The 18,357-nt window shown below is 73.0% G+C and carries 18 protein-coding genes; 3 read left to right on the top strand and 15 right to left on the bottom strand.

The window, feature by feature from the left end; translation table 11 throughout:
• Positions 1 to 3: 3 nt before the first annotated feature.
• From dapA to ABT008_RS05265, 4 genes are all read right to left on the bottom strand, one after another.
• Positions 4 to 930, bottom strand: a complete 927-nt coding sequence (gene dapA, locus ABT008_RS05280) for a 4-hydroxy-tetrahydrodipicolinate synthase (protein WP_350693794.1) — start codon at positions 928 to 930, stop codon at positions 4 to 6.
• Positions 931 to 1,010: 80 nt separating this feature from the next.
• Positions 1,011 to 1,754: an FAD-dependent thymidylate synthase gene (gene thyX, locus ABT008_RS05275; RefSeq protein ID WP_350694085.1), complete on the bottom strand. Its 744-nt coding sequence runs from the start codon at positions 1,752 to 1,754 to the stop codon at positions 1,011 to 1,013.
• A 219-nt stretch (positions 1,755 to 1,973) separates the two neighbouring features.
• Positions 1,974 to 2,666, bottom strand: a complete 693-nt coding sequence (locus ABT008_RS05270) for a DUF2752 domain-containing protein (RefSeq protein ID WP_502890343.1) — start codon at positions 2,664 to 2,666, stop codon at positions 1,974 to 1,976.
• The gene (locus ABT008_RS05265) at positions 2,663 to 3,892 is read right to left on the bottom strand and encodes a winged helix-turn-helix domain-containing protein (RefSeq protein ID WP_350693791.1); all 1,230 of its coding nucleotides are present in this window, start codon (positions 3,890 to 3,892) and stop codon (positions 2,663 to 2,665) included. The genes ABT008_RS05270 and ABT008_RS05265 overlap by 4 nt, the downstream gene beginning before the upstream one ends.
• A gap of 79 nt (positions 3,893 to 3,971) precedes the next feature.
• Between ABT008_RS05265 and ABT008_RS05260 the strand changes: the two genes are divergently transcribed.
• On the top strand, positions 3,972 to 4,523 hold the full coding sequence (locus ABT008_RS05260) for a GNAT family N-acetyltransferase (protein WP_350693789.1): 552 nt from the start codon (positions 3,972 to 3,974) through the stop codon (positions 4,521 to 4,523).
• Here the strand turns inward: ABT008_RS05260 and ABT008_RS05255 are convergent.
• The gene (locus ABT008_RS05255; protein WP_350694083.1) at positions 4,422 to 5,729 is read right to left on the bottom strand and encodes a glycosyltransferase family 87 protein; all 1,308 of its coding nucleotides are present in this window, start codon (positions 5,727 to 5,729) and stop codon (positions 4,422 to 4,424) included. The two genes, ABT008_RS05260 and ABT008_RS05255, sit on opposite strands and share 102 nt — an antisense overlap.
• 35 nt (positions 5,730 to 5,764) lie before the next feature.
• On the opposite strand from ABT008_RS05255, the gene ABT008_RS05250 reads away from it, so the two are divergent.
• Positions 5,765 to 6,388, top strand: coding sequence for a GNAT family N-acetyltransferase (locus ABT008_RS05250; RefSeq protein WP_350693787.1), 624 nt, complete (start codon positions 5,765 to 5,767; stop codon positions 6,386 to 6,388).
• Between the two features lie 557 nt (positions 6,389 to 6,945).
• Here ABT008_RS05250 and dapB read toward each other — a convergent pair.
• From dapB to truB, 6 genes are all read right to left on the bottom strand, one after another.
• On the bottom strand, positions 6,946 to 7,719 hold the full coding sequence (gene dapB / locus ABT008_RS05245; protein WP_350693785.1) for a 4-hydroxy-tetrahydrodipicolinate reductase: 774 nt from the start codon (positions 7,717 to 7,719) through the stop codon (positions 6,946 to 6,948).
• A 69-nt stretch (positions 7,720 to 7,788) separates the two neighbouring features.
• The gene (locus ABT008_RS05240; protein WP_502890342.1) at positions 7,789 to 9,198 is read right to left on the bottom strand and encodes a M16 family metallopeptidase; all 1,410 of its coding nucleotides are present in this window, start codon (positions 9,196 to 9,198) and stop codon (positions 7,789 to 7,791) included.
• A 100-nt stretch (positions 9,199 to 9,298) separates the two neighbouring features.
• Positions 9,299 to 11,653, bottom strand: a complete 2,355-nt coding sequence (locus ABT008_RS05235) for a polyribonucleotide nucleotidyltransferase (RefSeq protein WP_350693782.1) — start codon at positions 11,651 to 11,653, stop codon at positions 9,299 to 9,301.
• 226 nt (positions 11,654 to 11,879) lie between these two features.
• The gene (gene rpsO / locus ABT008_RS05230; RefSeq protein WP_111213887.1) at positions 11,880 to 12,149 is read right to left on the bottom strand and encodes a 30S ribosomal protein S15; all 270 of its coding nucleotides are present in this window, start codon (positions 12,147 to 12,149) and stop codon (positions 11,880 to 11,882) included.
• 170 nt (positions 12,150 to 12,319) lie between these two features.
• Positions 12,320 to 13,249 carry a bifunctional riboflavin kinase/FAD synthetase gene (locus ABT008_RS05225; RefSeq protein ID WP_350693779.1) on the bottom strand — a complete coding sequence of 310 codons (930 nt, stop codon included), beginning with the start codon at positions 13,247 to 13,249 and terminating at the stop codon, positions 12,320 to 12,322.
• A gap of 52 nt (positions 13,250 to 13,301) precedes the next feature.
• Positions 13,302 to 14,186, bottom strand: coding sequence for a tRNA pseudouridine(55) synthase TruB (gene truB / locus ABT008_RS05220; protein ID WP_350693777.1), 885 nt, complete (start codon positions 14,184 to 14,186; stop codon positions 13,302 to 13,304).
• Between the two features lie 149 nt (positions 14,187 to 14,335).
• Between truB and ABT008_RS05215 the strand changes: the two genes are divergently transcribed.
• Entirely contained in the window at positions 14,336 to 14,650 is a 315-nt protein-coding gene (locus ABT008_RS05215) for a hypothetical protein (RefSeq protein ID WP_350693774.1), read from the top strand.
• A gap of 22 nt (positions 14,651 to 14,672) precedes the next feature.
• Here ABT008_RS05215 and ABT008_RS05210 read toward each other — a convergent pair whose 3' ends face one another.
• From ABT008_RS05210 to ABT008_RS05195, 4 genes are all read right to left on the bottom strand, one after another.
• The gene (locus ABT008_RS05210; protein WP_350693772.1) at positions 14,673 to 16,022 is read right to left on the bottom strand and encodes an MATE family efflux transporter; all 1,350 of its coding nucleotides are present in this window, start codon (positions 16,020 to 16,022) and stop codon (positions 14,673 to 14,675) included.
• A gap of 562 nt (positions 16,023 to 16,584) precedes the next feature.
• Positions 16,585 to 16,794, bottom strand: coding sequence for a DUF6186 family protein (locus tag ABT008_RS05205; protein WP_350694081.1), 210 nt, complete (start codon positions 16,792 to 16,794; stop codon positions 16,585 to 16,587).
• Positions 16,794 to 17,201, bottom strand: a complete 408-nt coding sequence (locus tag ABT008_RS05200; RefSeq protein WP_350693770.1) for a hypothetical protein — start codon at positions 17,199 to 17,201, stop codon at positions 16,794 to 16,796. The genes ABT008_RS05205 and ABT008_RS05200 overlap by 1 nt, the downstream gene beginning before the upstream one ends.
• Before the next feature lie 66 nt (positions 17,202 to 17,267).
• Positions 17,268 to 18,263 (bottom strand): DHH family phosphoesterase, encoded by a 996-nt coding sequence (locus tag ABT008_RS05195; RefSeq protein ID WP_350694079.1) that lies wholly within the window; start codon positions 18,261 to 18,263, stop codon positions 17,268 to 17,270.
• Positions 18,264 to 18,357: the final 94 nt, after the last annotated feature.

Below are 18,357 nucleotides of genomic sequence, written 5' to 3'. Positions count from 1 at the left end.
TGATCATTCGGGCAGCGGTAGCCCCGCCGCCGCGCAGTCGGCGCGGAGCTGGGCGAGCTGGTCTTCGGTGGCGTCCACCAGCGGCGACCGGACCGGACCGGCCGGCAGCTTCGACGCGTTCAGGCCCGCCTTGACCAGGATCGTGCCCTGGGTGCGGAAGATCCCGGTGAACAGCGGCAGCAGCCGGCGGTGCAGGGCGAGCGCGGTCGCGTGGTCCCCCGCGTCGTACGCCTCGATCATGCGCTGGGTGTCGGCCCCGGTGAAGTGCGTCGAGGTGCCGACCACGCCGACGCATCCGACCGCGAGCGCGGGCAGCGTGAAGGCGTCGTCGCCGCTGTAGAACGCCAGGTCCGTACGGCTGGTCACCCAGCTCGTCGCGGTCAGGTCGTTCTTGGCGTCCTTGACCGCGACGATGCGGCCGTGCTCGGCGAGCCGGACCAGCGTCTCGGTCTCGATCGGCACCCCGGCGCGGTGCGGGATGTCGTAGACCATCACCGGCAGGCCACTGGCGTCGGCGACCTCGGTGAAGTGACGCAGCAACCCGGCCTGCGGCGGCTTGTTGTAGTACGGGGTCACCACCAGCAGCCCGTGCGCACCGGCCTTCTCCGCCGCGGCGGCCAGCTCGATGGTGTGCCGGGTGTCGTTGGTGCCGACTCCCGCCACCACTCGGGCCCGCTCACCGACGGTCTCCACCACGGTCCGGATCAGTCGTTCCTTCTCCGCGTCCGTGGTGGTCGGCGACTCGCCGGTGGTGCCGTTGACCACCAGCGCGTCGTTCCCCTGCTCGGTGACGAGGTGCTCCGCGAGCCGCGCGGCGCCGTCGAGGTCGAGCGCACCGTCGGCGGTGAACGGGGTCACCATCGCGGTGAGCACTCGTCCGAAGGGGCGGGAGGCCGCCCGGACCGGTGTGTCAAGGTGGTCGTGCGTCATGGTGACAACCTAGCGGACGGCCGGCGGTCGGCCGCCGGGGAAGGCCTCAGGACCCCTCGGTGTGCGGAGGGCTCTCCCGCTCAGGATGCCGCGATGTGCGGGCTCGCCGCCACCTCGGTGCCATCGGCGAGAGTCGAGACGACGAAATCGGCGAAGACGTTCGGCGCCACCCGCTGCAACTGCCGCAGGCACTCCACCGCCAGCTCACGGATCTCCACGTCGGCGTGCTCGGTGGCCCGCATCCCGATGAAGTGCCGCCAGGCGCGGTAGTTGCCGGTCACCACGATCCGCGTCTCGGTGGCGTTCGGCAGCACCGCCCGCGCCGCCTGCCGGGCCTGCTTGCGCCGCAACGTCGGGTTGGGCTCGTCGGCGAAGTGCCGCTCCAACCCCTCCAACAACTCGGTGTACGCCCGCACGCTCGCCTCGGCCGCCTCGACGAACCGCTTGTGCAGCTCCGGGTCCTCGGCGATCACCCTCGGCTCCACCATCGCCGCGTCCCGCTCCGGCACGTACCGCTGGGACAACTGCGAGTACGAGAAGTGTCGGTGCCGGATCAGCTCGTGCGTGAACGACCGGGAGACCCCGCTGAAGTAGAAGCTCACCGACCCGTGCTCCAGTACCGAGAGGTGCCCGACCTCCAGGATGTGCGCGAGGTAGCCAGCGTTGGTGGCGGTCGCCGGATTCGGCTTCTTCCAGCTCTGGTAGCAGGCCCGCCCGGCGAACTCCGCGAGCGCCTGCCCCCCGTCCGCGTCAGTCGACCACGGCACGTCCTCCGGCGGGTCGAAGTGGGTCCACGCGATCAGCTTGACCTGGGGCTGCACCATCTCCGGCATTCCTGCGACTGTAGCGGCCCCACCCACCAACCCCCACCCCACCCCCACCCAACCGCTACCCCACCCCGCCGCCCCCGCCGCCGCCCCCGCCGCCGCGTTGATCAAGAGGTTTTGGTCACGAACGAGGTGGCCGGAAGACGCAAAGCTCTTGATCAACCACTTCAGGGGGGCGGCCTGGGGCGGCGGGGGGTGGCGGGGGTGGGGTGGGGGTTAGACGTAGAGGGCGGTGAAGGGGGCCCAGGGGAGGTTGCGGATCACCGTGAAGGCCAGCCAGGCGGCGAGGAAGCCGCCGACCAGCTTCGGGCCGACGCGCAACTCGGGCAGTCGCCAGCCGAACGCCTGCTTGCCGGCCCAGGCGACGAAGAAGTACGCCAGGAAGGGCAACGCGAAGACGAAGAGGAAGTGGTGCCGCGCGGCGGCCGGCAGGTCGGCGTGCAGGACGTACCAGAGTGCGCGGGTGCCGCCGCAGCCGGGACAGTCCAGCCCGGTGGTGAGTTTGAGCAGGCAACTGGGGATCGCGTCCGGCGCGGAGCGGGTGGGATCGCTGAGCAGCGCGTAGCCCATGCCGGCGGCGACGCACCCGACGGCGGCCAGCGGCACCACCCAGCGTGGGGTGCGCGCGTGCAGGCGCGTCACGAAGCGGGTGAGCCGGTCGGGCTCGGCGATCGGCGGGTAGTAGCCCGCCGGATAGCCGCCGGGATAGCCCTCCGGGTAGCCGGACGCCGGATAACCAGCCGGGTGGGTGCCCGGGTGTCCAGCGGGCGCGGGCGAGGTGGCGACCGATCCCGGTTCGCCCGCGACGGCGGCCGGATCGGGGTGGGCCGGGGTGGCGGGCGCGTGGGGATCGGGGGCGGGCAGAGGTGGCTGGGCGCCCGGTCGGTCAACGCTCGTCACGTTGCTCACCGTACACCCGCCACGCTCAGCAATGCGGCGGCCAGCGGTGCGGCCAGGTCACCGGCGGACGGCGGGGCGACCGCGTCCAGGCCGAGCCAGCCGGCGAGCCGGTACAGCTCGGCGGCGAGAGCGACGGCGGTCTCCCCCGGGTCGGCGCCCGGCTCGATCCAGGCCGCCGGCACCAGCAGCACCCCGGCCTTACGGTCGGCCTTGAGGTCGACGCGGGCGGTGAACCGCTCCCCCTGGCGGAACGGCAGCACGTAGTAGCCGTACACCCGCTGGGGTGCCGGCACATAGATCTCGATGCGGTAGGTGAAGCCGAACAGCCGCTCGGTGCGGGCGCGTTCCCAGATCAGCGGGTCGAAGGGGCTGACCAGGGTGTTGCCGCGCACCCAGCGGGGCAGCCGGGCCTGCGCGTGCAGCCAGGCCGGCTGCCGCCAGCCCGGCACCGTCACCGGACGCAGCTCCCCGGCCTCGACCAGCTCGGCGACGGCCTGCCGGGCGCCGGCCACCGGCAGGCGGAAGTAGTCGCGCAGCTCGACCTCCGCGGCCACGCCGAGCGCGCGGGCGGCGATGCCGACGAGCGTGCGGTACGCCTCGGCGTCGGTCGGCGTGGGCGCGTTGAGCACCTCGGCGGGGAGCACCCGTTCGGGCAGGTCGTAGCGGCGGGCGAAGGAGGTGGTGCGGTCCGCCGCGCACACCTCGCCGGCCCAGAAGAGGTATTCCAACGCCTGTTTGACCGCCGACCAGTTCCACCCCCAGTTGCCGGTCTCCCGGGGCGCGTCGTGCTCGATCTCGGCCACGGTCAACGGGCCGCGTGCGGCCACCTCGTCGCGTACCCAGGCCACCAGGGCGGGCTGCTCCTGGGCGATGCGGCGCATCCCGCCCCAGGCGTCGGTGTGTGCCCGCGCCATCCGCCAGCGCAGCGCCGGGTGCAGGCCGACCGGCACCAGGGACGCCTCGTGCCCCCAGTACTCGAAGAGGTCACGTGGGCGGCGGTAGGCGGCGGTGTCCAGCAACGTGGTCGGGTACGGCCCGAGCCGGCTGTAGAGCGGCAGGTAGTGCGCGCGTTGCAGCACGTTCACCGAGTCCATCTGGATCAGCCCGACCCGGTCGAGCACCCGACGCAGGTGGCGGCGGGTGGGCGCCCCGGTGGGCGACGGGTCGGCGAAGCCCTGTGCGGCCAGCGCCACGCGGCGGGCCTGGGCGAGCGAGAGCGATTCCGGTGCGACCATCGCAGCGCAGGCTACGTCACCCGTACGACACCGGTGCGGACACTGGACCTGACGCCCCGGGCCGCCTAGAACTGGAGTCATGCCCACCATCCGTCGGGAGGAACCCGAGGACGCCGAGGCGATCGCCCGGGTGCACGTGAGCGGCTGGCAGGCCGGGTACGCCGGGATCATGCCGGAGGAGGTGCTGGGGCGGCTCAACCCGGTGGCCTGGGCGCAGCGCCGCCGGGCTGTCGGCACGGCCGACCCGGAGCACCCGTTCACCACGCTGCTCGCCGAGGTCGACGGGGCGTTGGCGGGGTTCACCACGTTCGGGCCGTACCGCAACAACCAGGACCGGGGCGACCTCGACCCGACGTACGGCGAGGTGCTGGCGCTCTACGTGGCGCCCGCCCACTGGGGCGACGGCACGGCTCCGGCGCTGTTCGCCGCCGCGCACGACGGCTTGCGGGAACGCGGCTGGTCGGAGTACCGGGTGTGGGTGCTGGCGGACAACCACCGGGCCCGCCGGTTCTATCAGCGGGCCGGGTTGTCACCGGATGGTGAGGAGTCGACCTATCCGGTGCCGCTGTCCGGCGGGCGTCCGCCGATCGGGCTGGTCGAGTTGCGGTACACCGGCCGCCTCGACGGCTGACCGCGCGGCCGGCGCCGGCGGTTCGTCCCGGCCCAGCGGTTCGCCCCGGCGGCCCAGCGGCAGGAAGGCCAGCAGCGCCAGGCTGATCCAGACGTACGTGTTGCCGAACAGGAAGCCGTCGATCCCGCTGAAGTCCTGCTCCCACGCCCAGACGATCCGGCTGGTCAGGAAGCCGTACCCGACGGTGGCGGCGGCCAGCAGCAGCCGACGGCGACGGCTGCGCGGTGGCGCGGCCATGCCGTGGTCCACCAGCAGCAACAGCCCCGGCAGCAGCCAGACCAGGTGGTGCACCCAGGTGACCGGGCTGACCAGGCACATCACCGCGCCGGTCAGCGCCAGACCGGCGGCCTCGTCGCCGGCCGCCACGGCGGCCCGCGACCGTCGGATCCACAGCGCGACCGTCGCGGCCACCAGCGCCAGCCAGGCCAGCGTGCTGGGGCTCTGCGGGTCGAGCCGGGCCACCACGCCACGCAGCGACTGGTTGGAGATGAAGGCCAGCTCACCGACCCGGCCGGTGTTCCACAACGCCGAGGTCCAGAACTCGCGGGCCGCGTCCGGGAACAGCGCGGCGGCCAGCACGGTCGCCCCGGCGGCGGTGCCGGTGGCGGTGAGCGCCGCCCGCCAGCGACCGGTGGCCAGCAGATAGATCAGGAAGATGCCGGGCGTGAGCTTGATCGCGGTGGCCAGGCCGATGCCGACGCCGGCCCACTTGCTGTCGCGTGGCAGCAACCGCAGCAGGTCCACCGCGACCAGGAACAGCAGCAGCGTGTTGACCTGGCCGAAGTTGATGGTCTCGCGCATCGGCTCGAACGCGGCGGCCAGGCAGAGCGCCACCGCGAACGCGAACCAGCGGGTCCAACCGGCGCGCCGGGACACCGGGTCCAGCAGCCACCAGATCAGCACCGCGGCGGCGGCCACCCCGGCGGCCACGCTCACCACGATCGCCCCGTGCCAGGACAGGTACGCCATCGGCAGCATCACCAGCGCGGCGAACGGCGGGTAGGTGAAGCCGTACTGGGTGCCCGGCTTGAGGTAGTCGTAGATCTCGCCGCCGTCGTGCACCCACCAGACCAGCGCGCCGCGATAGACGTGCAGGTCGAAGAAGCCGTGCCGGACCGCCGCCACGGACAGGAACGCGGTCACCGCGACGGCGAGTACGACCACTGCGACGACCTGTCCGACCGTCCGCCTGGCACCCTGCGCCACCGTCGCCTCCCTCACCCTGCGTAGGCTGTCGTCCCATGGCTCTGGGGTTTGTCCGCCCGGCGCGTCCGGAGGACGTCGCCGAGATCGCCCGCATCCAGCTCGCGACCTGGCGGGTCGCCTACCGGCGGCTGCTGCCCCGGCACGTGCTGGAGAACCTCGACGAGGCGTGGCTCGCGCGGCGGTGGGACGCCGCGGTGCGCCAGCCGCCCGGCGACACCCACCGGGTGCTGGTCGCCGTCGAACAGGCCGAACAATCGTATCTGGTGGGCTTCGCCGCCTCCGGGCCGGCCGACGCGGAGGCGCTGGCCCCGAACGAGCCGACCGACGCGCTCGGCGCCGACGTGGTGGCCGTGACCGACCTGTTGGTGGAGCCGCGCTGGGGCCGACGCGGGCACGGCAGCCGGCTGCTGGCCGCCAGTGTGGACCTGTGGCGGGAGTCCGGTTTCACCCGGGCGGTCTCCTGGGTCTTCGAGGGCGACGAGGCGTCCCGGAAGTTCCTCGGCGCGGCCGGCTGGGAGCCCGACGGCGCGGGCCGGGCGCTGGACGTGGACGACATGCTGGTGCCGCAGCTCCGGCTGCACGTGGCGGTGCCCACCGAGGCGGGCGAACCCGGCGAACCGGCTGATCCGTCCGCCGCCCCGCCCGCCGAGGCGGACTGAGCGGCCGTCGGACGGCCGGGCCGGTGACAACCGTCGCTCGACGCACCGCCACCCCGGCCACCGTCACTTCGACCTACCGTCACTTCGACCTACCGTCGCTTCGACCTACCGTCGCCGGCCCTGTTCCGACCGGCCACCATGCGCCAGTGCTGTGGCAGCACCATGACGGAGCAGTACTGCCACCCCGGCGCCTGTCGAGCTGAGAGCAGAGACGGATCACCGATAGCCCACTCCCCACCCGCCCCGACACGGACCGCTCGACGCTCGGCGACATCGGCAGCGAGCAGCCAGCGGCGGCTCGACCGACAGCGACGGCTCGACCGACAGCGACGGCTCGACCGACAGCGACGGCTCGACCGACAGCGACGGCTCGACCGACAGCGACGGCTCGACCGGCAGCGACGGCCGACCGACAGCGACGGCCGACCGGGAAGTGATAGCGAAGACGGTTCAGCTCGACAGTGCCCGAAGCAGGGGTAGGTCACGGCCTCGGTCGGTCGCGGCGACCTCCGCCCGGAAGGGGCCCGCATCGCGCGTCCCGGCCGCCCGGGCCGGGCTCAGTCGAGCAGCGGGTCCAGGCCGAGCGTCAGACCGGGTCGGCCGGGCACCGCGCGGACGGCCAGCAGCACGCCGGGCATGAACGACACCCGGTCGTACGAGTCGTGCCGGATGGTCAGCGTCTCGCCGGTGGTGCCGAAGAGCACCTCCTGGTGGGCGAGCAGGCCGGTGGCCCGGACCGCGTGCACGCGTACCCCGTCGACGTCGGCGCCCCGGGCACCGGGCACCTCGTCGGCGGTGGCGTCCGGCATCGGGCCCAGCCCGGCCTCGGCGCGGGCCGCCGCGACCAGCCGGGCGGTGTGCGTGGCGGTGCCGCTGGGCGCGTCGAGCTTGCGCGGGTGGTGCTGTTCGATGATCTCGACGGACTCGAAGTGCCGGGCCGCGCGGGTGGCGAACTGCATCATCAGCACCGCGCCGATGCCGAAGTTCGGGGCGATCACCATGCCCAGCTCCGGCGTGCCGCCCAGCCATTGGCGCACCTGGTCCAGCCGCTGCCCGGTGAAGCCGGTGGTGCCGACGACCGCGTGCACCCCCTGGTCGACGCACCAGCGCAGGTTGTCCATCACCACGTCCGGGGTGGTGAAGTCGACGACCACCTGCGCCCCGGCGTCCGCGACGGCGGACAGCGGGTCGCCCTGGTCGACGCTGGCGACCAGCTCCATGTCGGCGGCGCCGTCGACGGCCTTGCACACCTCGAGGCCCATCCGGCCCCGGGCACCCAGCACACCGACCCGGATCGGCCCGGTCGCGCCCTTCTCCTGCTCGTCAGTCACGCGGCACAACCTATCCCAATCGGGACGCCGGCATCCCGGGGGTACGACGACCCCACCCGGGCGGCCGGATCAGGCGATGAAGTCCGACTCGCCGAACGGGCCGACCACGGCCAACGACATGGGTCGGCTGAGCAGGTCGGCAGCGAGCGCGTTGACCTCGTCGAGGGTGACCGCGTCGACCCGGTGCAGCAGCTCGTCGACCGGGACCAGGTCACCGTAGAGCAGCTCGCCCTTGGCCAGCCGGCTCATCCGCGAGCCGGTGTCCTCCAGGCCGAGCACGAACGAGCCCTTGCTCATCCCCTTGCCCCGGGCCAGCTCGGCCTCGGTGACGCCCTGCGCGGCGGTACGCGCCAACTCGGCCCGGGTCAGCTCCAGCACCTCCTGCACCCGGCCCGGTGCGCAGCCGGCGTACACGCCGAACAGGCCGGTGTCGGCGTACTGGCTGGCGTAGGAGTAGACCGAGTACGCGAGGCCGCGCCGCTCGCGGATCTCCTGAAACAGGCGGCTGGACATGCCGCCGCCGAGCACGTTGTTGAGCACGCCGAGGGCGAAGCGCCGCTCGTCGAGCCGGTCGATGCCGGGGCAACCGAGCACCACGTGCGCCTGCTCGGTCTCCTTCGCGTGGACGACCACGGTGGCGGTCTGGGTGCGTACCTCCGGGGTGGTCGGCCGGTGCGACGCGGGCGTCGCCGGGTCGGTGTCCAGCGGGCTGCCCTTGAGCGCCGACCGGACCAGCCGGACCACGGTCGCGTGGTCGAGATTCCCGGCGGCGGCGATGACGATCTGCGGCGCGACGTAGCGGCGGCGGTAGAAGCTCTGGATCTGCCGGCGGGTCATCGGGGTGACCGTCTCCGCGGTGCCGGAGATCAGCCGGCCCAGCGGGTGGTCGCCGTAGACGGCCCGGGTGAGCAGGTCGTGCACCTCGTCGCCGGGCTCGTCGTCGTGCATGGCGATCTCTTCAAGGATGACGCCCCGCTCGGTCTCCACGTCGGCCGGTTCCAGCACCGAGTCGGCGACCAGGTCACACATCACGTCGATGGCCAGGGGCAGGTCCTCGTCCAGCACCCGGGCGTAGTAGCAGGTGTACTCCTTCGTGGTGAAGGCGTTGGTCTCGCCACCGACCGCCTCGATCGACGAGGAGATCTCCAGGGCGTCCCGCTTGTGGGTGCCCTTGAAGAGCAGGTGCTCCAGGAAGTGGGCGGCGCCGGCCTGCGGCCCGGTCTCGTCCCGGGAGCCGACCGCCACCCAGATGCCGAACGAGACGCTGCGCATCGCCGGGATCGCCTCGGTGAGTACCCGCAGCCCGCTGGGGAGCACCGTGCGGCGCACCGTACCGCCCAGCGGGTCGTCACTCAGCGTCCTGGTCACCGCCCGGGTGGCCGCTCCGGCGGACCGGGTCGTCGCGGCGGCGTGCCGGCCGCCGAACGATGTCCCTCCCGGTCGCGCCGTGGGCAAGGACGAACGGCGGGTCCGACTCACGGCAACCTGCTTCCCAGTACGACGAGGGGTGGTGGATCACGAACCGGCCGGGCGACGGTGTCGCCCGGCCGGTCAGCGGTGCGGTACTACTAGACGGCGATCAGCTGTGCCGGGTGCGGCGCCGCGGACGGGAGTCCCCGCCGCCCTCGCCACCCTCCGGGCCACGCCCGCCCCGGTCGCCACCGCGCTCGCGGTCGCCCCGGTCACGCGGGCCCCGGTCGCCCCGGTCGCGGCTGGCCGGCCGCTCGTCACCGGCCTCGGCGGCCGGCGCCTCGGCGCCCTCCGGCCGGACCTTGTCCAGGTAGATCTTGCCGCGCTGGTCGATGTCGGCGATCTCGACCTCGACCTTGTCGCCGACGTTGAGGAAGTCCTCGACCTTCTCGACCCGCTTGCCGTCGCCCACCTTGGAGATGTGCAGCAGGCCGTCGCGGCCCGGCAGCAGCGAGACGAACGCGCCGAACGGCGCGGTCTTGACCACCGTGCCCAGGAAGCGGTCGCCCATCTTGGGCAGGGTCGGGTTGGCGATCCCGTTGATCCGCTCGACCGCGGCCTGCGCCGACGGGCCGTTGGTGGCGCCGACGTAGATGGTGCCATCGTCCTCGATGGAGATCTCGGCGCCGGTCTCGTCCTGGATGGCGTTGATGGTCTGGCCCTTCGGGCCGATCACCATGCCGATCTTGTCGACCGGGATCTTCACCGTGGTGACCCGCGGCGCGTAGTCGGACATCTCGGCCGGGGCCTCGATCGCCCGCTGCATCACGTCGAGGATGGTCTGCCGGGCCTCGTACGCCTGCTGGAGCGCGGCGGCCAGCACGTCCGACGGGATGCCGTCGAGCTTGGTGTCGAGCTGCAGGGCGGTGACGAAGTCCCGGGTGCCGGCGACCTTGAAGTCCATGTCACCGAAGGCGTCCTCGGCACCGAGGATGTCGGTCAGCGTCACGTACTGGGTCTTGCCGTCGACCTCGTCGGAGATGAGGCCCATGGCGATGCCGGCCACCGGCGCCTTCAGCGGCACACCGGCGGAGAGCAGGCCCAGCGACGAGGCGCAGACCGAACCCATCGAGGTGGAGCCGTTGGAGCCGAGCGCCTCGGAGACCTGCCGGATCGCGTACGGGAACTCCTCGCGCGACGGCAGCACCGGGATCAGCGCCCGCTCGGCCAGCGCGCCGTGCCCGATCTCGCGGCGCTTCGGCGAGCCGACCCGGCCGGTCTCACCGGTCGAGTACGGCGGGAAGTTGTAGTTGTGCATGTAGCGCTTGGACTTCTCCGGGGAGAGGGTGTCCAGCGCCTGCTCCATGCGGAGCATGTTCAGCGTGGTGACGCCCAGGATCTGGGTCTCGCCGCGCTCGAACAGCGCCGAGCCGTGCACCCGGGGCAGCACGCCGACCTCGGCGCTCAGCGGACGGATCTCGCGCGGGCCACGGCCGTCGATCCGGACCTGCTCCCGCAGCACGCGACCGCGCACCTCGGACTTGGTCAGCGAGCGGAAGGAGGCCGACAGCTCCTTCTCCCGACCCTCGAAGCGCGGGCCGAGCTCCTCCAGCAGGCGGGCCTTGACCGCGTCCAGGGCCTCCTCGCGGTCCGCCTTGCCGGCGATCTGCAGGGCCTCGGCGACGTCGGCGCGAGCGAACTCGGCGACCGCGTCGTACGCGTCGTCCTGGTACTCCAGGAAGACCGGGAACTCGGCGACCGGCTTGGCGGACACCTCGGCCAGCTCGCTCTGCGCGCGGCACAGCTCACGGATGGCCGGCTTGGCGGCCTCCAGACCGCTGGCCACGACCTCTTCGGTGGGTGCCGGGGCACCGTCGGCGACCAGCTTGACGGTGTGCTCGGTGGCCTCGGCCTCGACCATCATGATCGCGACGTCGCCGTCGGCCAGGGCGCGACCGGCCACCACCATGTCGAAGGTGGCGCGGCTCAGCTCCTCGTGGGTCGGGAAGGCGACCCACTGGCCGTCGACGTGGGCCATCCGGGTGGCCCCGATCGGGCCGGAGAACGGCAGGCCGGAGAGCTTCGTCGACATCGAGGCGGCGTTGATCGCCACCACGTCGTACGGGTGCTGCGGGTCGAGCGCGAGGATGGTCTCGACGACCTGCACCTCGTTGCGCAGGCCCTTGACGAACGAGGGGCGCAGCGGCCGGTCGATCAGGCGGCAGGTGAGGATGGCGTCCTCGCTGGGGCGACCCTCCCGGCGGAAGAACGAGCCGGGGATCCGGCCCGCGGCGTACATCCGCTCCTCGACGTCGACGGTCAGCGGGAAGAAGTCGAACTGCTCCTTCGGGTGCTTTCCGGCGGTGGTGGCGGAGAGGACGACCGTCTCGCCGAGCTGGGCGATGACGGAGCCGGCGGCCTGACGGGCCAGCCGACCGGTGGAGAAGGTGATCTCACGGGTGCCGAACGACCCGTTGTCGATCACGGCGGTGCGGGTTTCGGTGCCGAGTTTGGTCTCGGTCATGGTGCTGTAGTGCTCCTTCGCATCGGGGGCCACGACGCGGGAGCTGTACGGACGGCCGGTCTTCGATCGAAGCGCCCGGTACCACCGGCGAAGTGCCGGGGCCTCCGGAGGCCACTACCGGAGACCGGTACGCCGACGGCTCCCCTTGTCTCAGGTGCGCGCGGCCCGTGTCTCGGGTGGGACGCGGACGGGGGGAGCGGCCCGCTGGGCCACTCCCCCCGTCACGTCACCGACGCAGACCGAGTCGCTCGATGAGCGACCGGTAGCGGTTGATGTCCTTCTTCTGCACGTAGTTGAGCAGCCGGCGGCGACGGCCGACCAGCAGCAGCAGCCCACGGCGGCTGTGGTGGTCGTGCTTGTGCACCTTCAGGTGCTCGGTGAGCTCGGCGATCCGCTTGGTGAGGACCGCGACCTGCACCTCGGGCGACCCGGTGTCACCCTCGACGGTCGCGTACTCCTCGCGGATCTTGGCCTTGGCCTGCTGGTCGAGCGCCATGTTCTCCCTGTTCTGATGGGTTGTCGATACGGTCCGTCGGGCCGGGCTAGGGCACCGGCGACGAACGGTCCTCGCGCCCGCGGCGTCGAGCAGGCAGCGAGGCCCCACGTCGGTCAGCCGACGTCCACGCCAGCCTACCAGCACCTGGTCGGGATCGCCCTGACGAGCCCTCAGCCCAACGCCCGGCGCGTCTGCGCGACGTCCTCGGTGATCTGGGCGACCAGCGGCTCGATCGCGTCGTACCGGACCTGCCCGCGCAGGCGGGACACGAAGTCCAGGGCGAGCCGCTCGCCGTACAGGTCGCCGTCGAAGTCCAGCGCGTACGCCTCGACCCGCCGCTCCCGGCCGGAGAAGGTCGGGTTGGTGCCGATCGAGACGGCGGCGGCCAGCGGGTGCGGCTGCCCCCGACGGATCATCCGAGCCGCGTAGATGCCGTCCGCCGGGACCGCCGCGTACCGGTGGCAGAGCAGGTTCGCGGTGGGGAAGCCCAGTTCCCGGCCGCGCTGGTCACCCCGGACCACGACCCCCTCCAGCCGGTGCGGGCGCCCGAGCGCAACGGCCGCGGCGGCCACGTCCCCCGCGTCGACGCAGGAGCGGATGTACGTGGACGAGAAGACCGTGCCCGCCTCGGAGACCAGCGGGGCGTCCTCGACGGCGAAGCCGAACGTACGGCCGAGCCGGTCGAGCAGTGCGACGTCCCCGGCGGCCCGGTGCCCGAACCGGAAGTTGTCCCCCACCACCACCAGCGCGGCGTGCAGGTGTGCCACCAGCACGTCGTGCACGAACGCCTCGGCGGGCAGCCGGGAGAACTCGGCGGTGAACGGCACCACGCAGAGCACGTCCACGCCGAGCGACTCGATCAGCTCGGCCTTGCGGGCCGGTTCGGTGAGCACCGCCGGGTGGGAGCCGGGCCGGACCACCTCGGCCGGGTGCGGGTCGAAGGTGACCACCACCGACTGCACGCCCAGTTCGCGGGCCCGGGCGACGGTGTGGCCGATGGTCGCCTGGTGCCCCTTGTGCACGCCGTCGAAGACGCCGATGGTGACGACGGACCGCCCCCACCCGCCGGGCACCGCGTCGAAGCCCCGCCACCGCTGCATGCTGTTCCTCCGCTAGTCCGCCCGCCCGCACCGACCGGGCCGGCATCCGCCGTCAGGCCGGGGCGAGCACGATCTCCGCGCGGGCCCGGCCACCCCGCTCGCTGACGATAGCGATCAACCCACCGGCCGGATCGAAGACCGCGTACGGTCCAGCCAGCCCGACCGGCTCCAGCGGCCCACCGTGGGAGAGCACCTTCGCCTCGTCGGGTCCGGCGTCCCGGCGGGGGAAGAACCGGTCGGCGGCGGCCGCCAGCGGCACCCCGACCACGTCGGGCGCGCGCTGCTCCAACTCGTCGAGGGTGGCGGCCTCGGCCAGGGTGAAGCCGCCCACCGCAGTCCGCCGCAGCGCGGTCAGGTGCCCACCGACCCCGAGCGCCAGGCCCGCGTCGCGCGCGATCGCCCGGATGTACGTACCGGTGGAGCAGGACACGTCGACGTCGACGTCGACGACGTCCGGCTGGTCGCGACGGATCGCCAGCACGTCGAGGCGGGACACGGTGACCCGCCGGGCCGGCAGGTCGACGCTCTCCCCCGAGCGCACCCGCTTGTACGCCCGCTGTCCGTCGATCTTGATGGCGCTCACCGCGCTCGGCACCTGGTCGATCTCGCCGGTCAGATCCGCCAGTGCGGCGTGGATCGCCGCGTCGCTGAGGGTGCCGGCGGGCGTGGTGGCGATCACGTCGCCCTCCGCGTCGTCGGTGACCGTGGACTGGCCGAGGCGGACGGTGGCGGTGTAGCTCTTGTCCGCCCCGATCACATACGTCAGCAGCCGGGTGGCCCGGTTCACGCCGATCACCAGGACCCCGGTGGCCATCGGGTCGAGTGTGCCGCCGTGGCCGACCCGCCGGGTCCGCGCGAACCGGCGGATCCTCGCCACCACGTCGTGCGACGTCATGCCGCCGGGCTTGTCCACCACGATCAGACCGTCAGTGCTCACGACGTGCAAGCCTGCCAGACCGCCCGCGCCCGCCCGACACCGGACGACCGGCCGGAAATCGGATGTACGCGCCGGTGGCGGCCCTGCCAGGATGGTGCGCCGGTGGCGCCGAGGCGCCGCCCGGCACATCGCGAGGAGACCAGACAGCCATGAACGACGGCACCACCCGCACCTCGGGTCCCGAGCGCCCGGTCGGCCTGCGGCCCCCCGAACAGCCGAGCACGTTGCCCGACTGGATGCGCGACCCACCCCCGCCCCGGCGCACCCTGGGGACCCGGATCGGCGACCGCCTCGCCGCCCTGCCCGGGGCGCGGTGGCTGCGCGGTCGGTGGTGGGCCTGGCAACGGCGGCAACGGCTGCACCAGCGTTTTCCGATCACCAGCAAGATCGTCATGATGGTCGTCGCCTGGGTGCTGGCGCTGGCCCTGGTGCTGGCGGCCTACGGGATCTTCAGTCTGATCTGACGCACCCACCGCACCGTCGGCGTCACGCGACGGCGTCGGCGGTCCGCGTCTCGTCCCGGACCGCGCCGGTCACCGCCCAGGCACCGCTGCGCAGCCGCAGCACCAGACCGACCAGCCGGACGACGACGAACAGCATCAGGCCCGCCCAGATCCCGCCGAGGCCGAGCTCGAAGGCGTAGGCGAGCCAGATCGCCGGCAGGAACCCGCCCAGCGCACCGGCCACGGTCAGATTGCGCAGATAGCGGATGTCACCGGCACCGATCAGCACGCCGTCCAGGGCGAACACCACCCCGGCCAGCGGCAGCATCGCGACGAACCACGGCCAGGCCACCATCGCCTGCGCGTGCACGGCGGTGTCCGGGGTGAACAGGGCCGGCACCACTCCGGCACCGGCCGCCACCAGCACTGCGAAAGCGGTGCCGCAGACCGCGCCCAGCCAGGCGACCCGGCGGGCCAGCGCCCGCGCCACCGCCGCGTCGCCGCCGCCGAGGGCCGCACCGACCAGCGCCTGCGCGGCGATGGCCAACGCGTCGAGCACCAGCGCGGCGAAGAACCAGAGCTGCACGGCGATCTGGTGGGCGCCGACCACGGCGGCACCGAACCGGGCCGCCACGGCGGTCGCCGACAGGAAGCTGACCTGGAACGCCACGCCCCGGATCAGCAGGTCCCGGCTGAGCACGAGTTGCTGGCGGATGACCCGGAGATGCGGGCGCAGCGGGGCCCGCTCGGAGATCAGCGCGCCGACGAAGAGCACGCCGCCGAGGGTCTGTGCGACCGCGTTGGCCACCGCCGAGCCGATCATGCCCATTCCCACCGGATAGACCAGCACCGGACAGAGCACCGCGGAGAGCAGGTTCGGGCCGACCACGAAGAACAGCGGCCGGCGGGTGTCCTGCACGCCCCGCATCCAGCCGTTGCCGGCCGCGGCGAGCAGCAGACCGGGCGCACCGAAGGCGGCGACCCGCAGCCATTGCCCGGCGGCCTCGCCCACCTCGCCGCCGCCCGCAAGGGCGCCGGCCAGCGCGCCGCCACCGAACTGCATGGCGACCACGACCAGCAGCCCCACCCCGAACGCCAGCCAGGAGGACTGCACGCCCTCGGCCACGGCGGCGGCCCGGTCACCGGCGCCGAAGCGGCGGGCGGCCCGGCCGGTGGTGCCGTAGGCGACCACGGTGCCCAGCCAGGCGGTCAGGGTCATCACGGTGCCGCCGACGGCCACCGCGGCCAGCGGCACGCGGCCCAGGTGGCCGACGACGGCGGTGTCGACGAGGACGTAGATCGGCTCGGCGGCCAGCACCACGAGGGCCGGCAGGGCGAGCGCGGCGAACCGGCGCGGTGAGGCGACACGGCTGGCAACGGTGGTCTGGCTCATCGCCGCCGATCCTGGCACGCGATGTGTAAGGAGAGCAAGCTCCTGCGCCACTTACCCGTCGTGGGCGTCCGCCAGGGCGGCGGGAGGACGGGTGATGGTCGGTACGCGGCCGGTGGCGCGGGCCGCGCCGGGATCGTCAGGCGATCCGAGGCGGTGACGCCGTACGCGCGGTGCGGCTCGGCGTCACCGCCGGTCGCGTACGGTCACTGACGGGTGTCCATCGAGGTCTGCAGGGCACGGCGGGCCTGCTCGCGGGCCTCGTCGGTGGTCTCGGGCTTGGGCTTGGCGGGCATGGCGAACCCCTTCCAGGGCGCGCGCCGGCTGGCGCGACGGCATCACGGGCGGTGTACGACAGGCACCCGGAACCGGCCCCAGGATCACCGGAGCTATGGACGGGTGGTGTGGTGGTTGGCCCGGGTCGGTCGACCCTGGAGGGGAAGCGACGCCGGGTAGGGCTCCGCTCCCGTGACCCGTGCCACAGCAGCACCGGTCTATTCCCAAGCTATCGTTCAGGTCCACATGGTGCGTGCTGTTCCCGCCATCTGGACCGGTGGAATCCCGGTCACCTGGCCAGGAAGTGCCAGCCCACCCACCACCAGAAGCCGAACATCCCGATCCGGCCCACCGGAACCGGACCGACCTCGTAGCGCATCACGTAGGCGCACATCTCGCCGAGCGTCGGGATGCGCGAGCCCTCCCGCCGCGCCATCCACTCGACCACCGCGAACAGCGCCAGGCCGACCAGGAACCCACCGATCGCCAGATGCCGCATCATCGGCGCACCAACCCCCAGAACGCCGACAGCCAGACCAGCCAGGCGGCGGAACGGACCAGCCGGTCCTCCAACAACGGGTCGGCCAGCAGCGAGAAGGTGGGGAAGTCGTCACCGGCCGCCGCGAAGAACGTGGCCCCCTCGAACACCCCGAACACCACCACCGGCAGCGTCCACCAGACCGCGCCGGAACCCAGGCGCTGCGGGGCCGGACGGGCCTGCACCCGCTTGGTCAGGCCCAGCCAGATCAGCAGCCCGCCGGTGCCGAACACGTAGAGGTTGGCCTCCGTGGAGAACGACGGGAATCGCCCGCCGACCAGCGAGAGGGCCACCAGCACCGGTACGCAGACGACCGGTCTCTCCCACGTACGGGGGGCGTCGATCGTGAGGTCGTGGGGCTGCTCCATCACTCGATTCTCCCCGTCATCTCCCGGCGGCGGTATGGCAACACTCCCCCGAGCCGCCCCCGAAAATCACCCCTCGGGGTCGACACCGCTTCCCGGCCCGGGCGCCACCAACTCGGCGCGTACCCGGTCGACCACCTCGTCCACACTGCCCCGGCCGGTGAACCCGGCGGCGAGTCGATGCCCACCACCGCCCAGCCCGACCGCCACCCGGCTCACGTCCACCGCACCCTTGCTGCGCAGCGACACCGCCCACTCCTGGGGCCCGGTCTGCTTCACCACGCAGCTCACGTCAGCCTCGGCGGTGCACCGCACCGGATCGATCAGCGCCTCCAGAACGTACGGTCGCTGGTCGTGCCGGGCCAGGTCGTCCAGGGTCGCGTACGTCCAGACCAGGCCGTGCCCGGACGCCGCCTCGGGCTCCAGTCGGGCGCGGCCGAGCACCTCGCCGAAGAGGCGCACCGCGCCGAACGGGCGGCTGTCGAACACCCGCCGGGAGATCTCCCCCGGCCGGATGCCGGTGGCCAGCAGACGGGCCGCCATCTCGTGCACGGCCGGAGTGGTCGCGTCGAACCGGAACGAGCCGGTGTCGGTGCTCAACGCCACGTACAGGCACTCGGCGATGCCGGCGTCCAGCGGAACGCCGAGCCGGGCCAGCAGCTCCTCCGCGACCACCGAGGTCGCCGCCGCCGCCGGGTCGACCAGGTTGACGTCACCGAAGCCGGAGTTGGAGGCGTGGTGGTCGAGCACCAGCGCGGTGCCCGGCCCGGCCAGCCGGTCGGCCAGGTCGCCGAGGCGCGAGTCGCTGGCCGCGTCGAAGCAGATCACCAGGTCCGGCTCCGGGTCGGCCTCGGTCGCCGGGACCAGCAGCTCCAGCCCGGGCAGGCCGCGGAACGGCTCGGGCACCTCCGGCGGCCCGGGAAAGGTCGCCTGCAACTGGCGTACGCCGAGCTGCCGCAGCCCGAGCCCGAACCCGAGCATGCTGCCCAGCGCGTCGCCGTCCGGGTTGACGTGGCAGATCAGCAGCACCCGCCCGGCGGGCACCACCTGGCGTACCGCCGCCACCGCCGCGGCCCAGTCGGCCTCGCTCGGCGCGGACCCGCCCGGGGACGACGACGTCGCCGCGTCCGTCGAGACTCCGGTGGTCGCCGCGTCCGGG

Origin of the sequence: Micromonospora sp. NPDC002389, assembly GCF_040296095.1 — a bacterium.
Lineage (GTDB): Bacteria > Actinomycetota > Actinomycetes > Mycobacteriales > Micromonosporaceae > Micromonospora.
Note: the sequence above shows the minus strand (reverse complement) of the source record. Positions and strands in the feature narration are given on the sequence as shown.

Bases quoted from the DNA above. Each gene is read 5' to 3' on its own strand.
- dapA (WP_350693794.1), bottom strand. From the start codon at position 930: ATGACGCACGACCACCTTGACACACCGGTCCGGGCGGCCTCCCGCCCC.
- thyX (WP_350694085.1), bottom strand. From the start codon at position 1,754: ATGGTGCAGCCCCAGGTCAAGCTGATCGCGTGGACCCACTTCGACCCG.
- ABT008_RS05265 (WP_350693791.1), bottom strand. From the start codon at position 3,892: ATGGTCGCACCGGAATCGCTCTCGCTCGCCCAGGCCCGCCGCGTGGCG.
- ABT008_RS05260 (WP_350693789.1), top strand. From the start codon at position 3,972: ATGCCCACCATCCGTCGGGAGGAACCCGAGGACGCCGAGGCGATCGCC.
- ABT008_RS05250 (WP_350693787.1), top strand. From the start codon at position 5,765: ATGGCTCTGGGGTTTGTCCGCCCGGCGCGTCCGGAGGACGTCGCCGAG.
- ABT008_RS05235 (WP_350693782.1), bottom strand. From the start codon at position 11,653: ATGACCGAGACCAAACTCGGCACCGAAACCCGCACCGCCGTGATCGAC.
- rpsO (WP_111213887.1), bottom strand. From the start codon at position 12,149: ATGGCGCTCGACCAGCAGGCCAAGGCCAAGATCCGCGAGGAGTACGCG.
- ABT008_RS05225 (WP_350693779.1), bottom strand. From the start codon at position 13,249: ATGCAGCGGTGGCGGGGCTTCGACGCGGTGCCCGGCGGGTGGGGGCGG.
- ABT008_RS05215 (WP_350693774.1), top strand. From the start codon at position 14,336: ATGAACGACGGCACCACCCGCACCTCGGGTCCCGAGCGCCCGGTCGGC.
- ABT008_RS05210 (WP_350693772.1), bottom strand. From the start codon at position 16,022: ATGAGCCAGACCACCGTTGCCAGCCGTGTCGCCTCACCGCGCCGGTTC.
- ABT008_RS05205 (WP_350694081.1), bottom strand. From the start codon at position 16,794: ATGCGGCATCTGGCGATCGGTGGGTTCCTGGTCGGCCTGGCGCTGTTC.
- ABT008_RS05200 (WP_350693770.1), bottom strand. From the start codon at position 17,201: ATGGAGCAGCCCCACGACCTCACGATCGACGCCCCCCGTACGTGGGAG.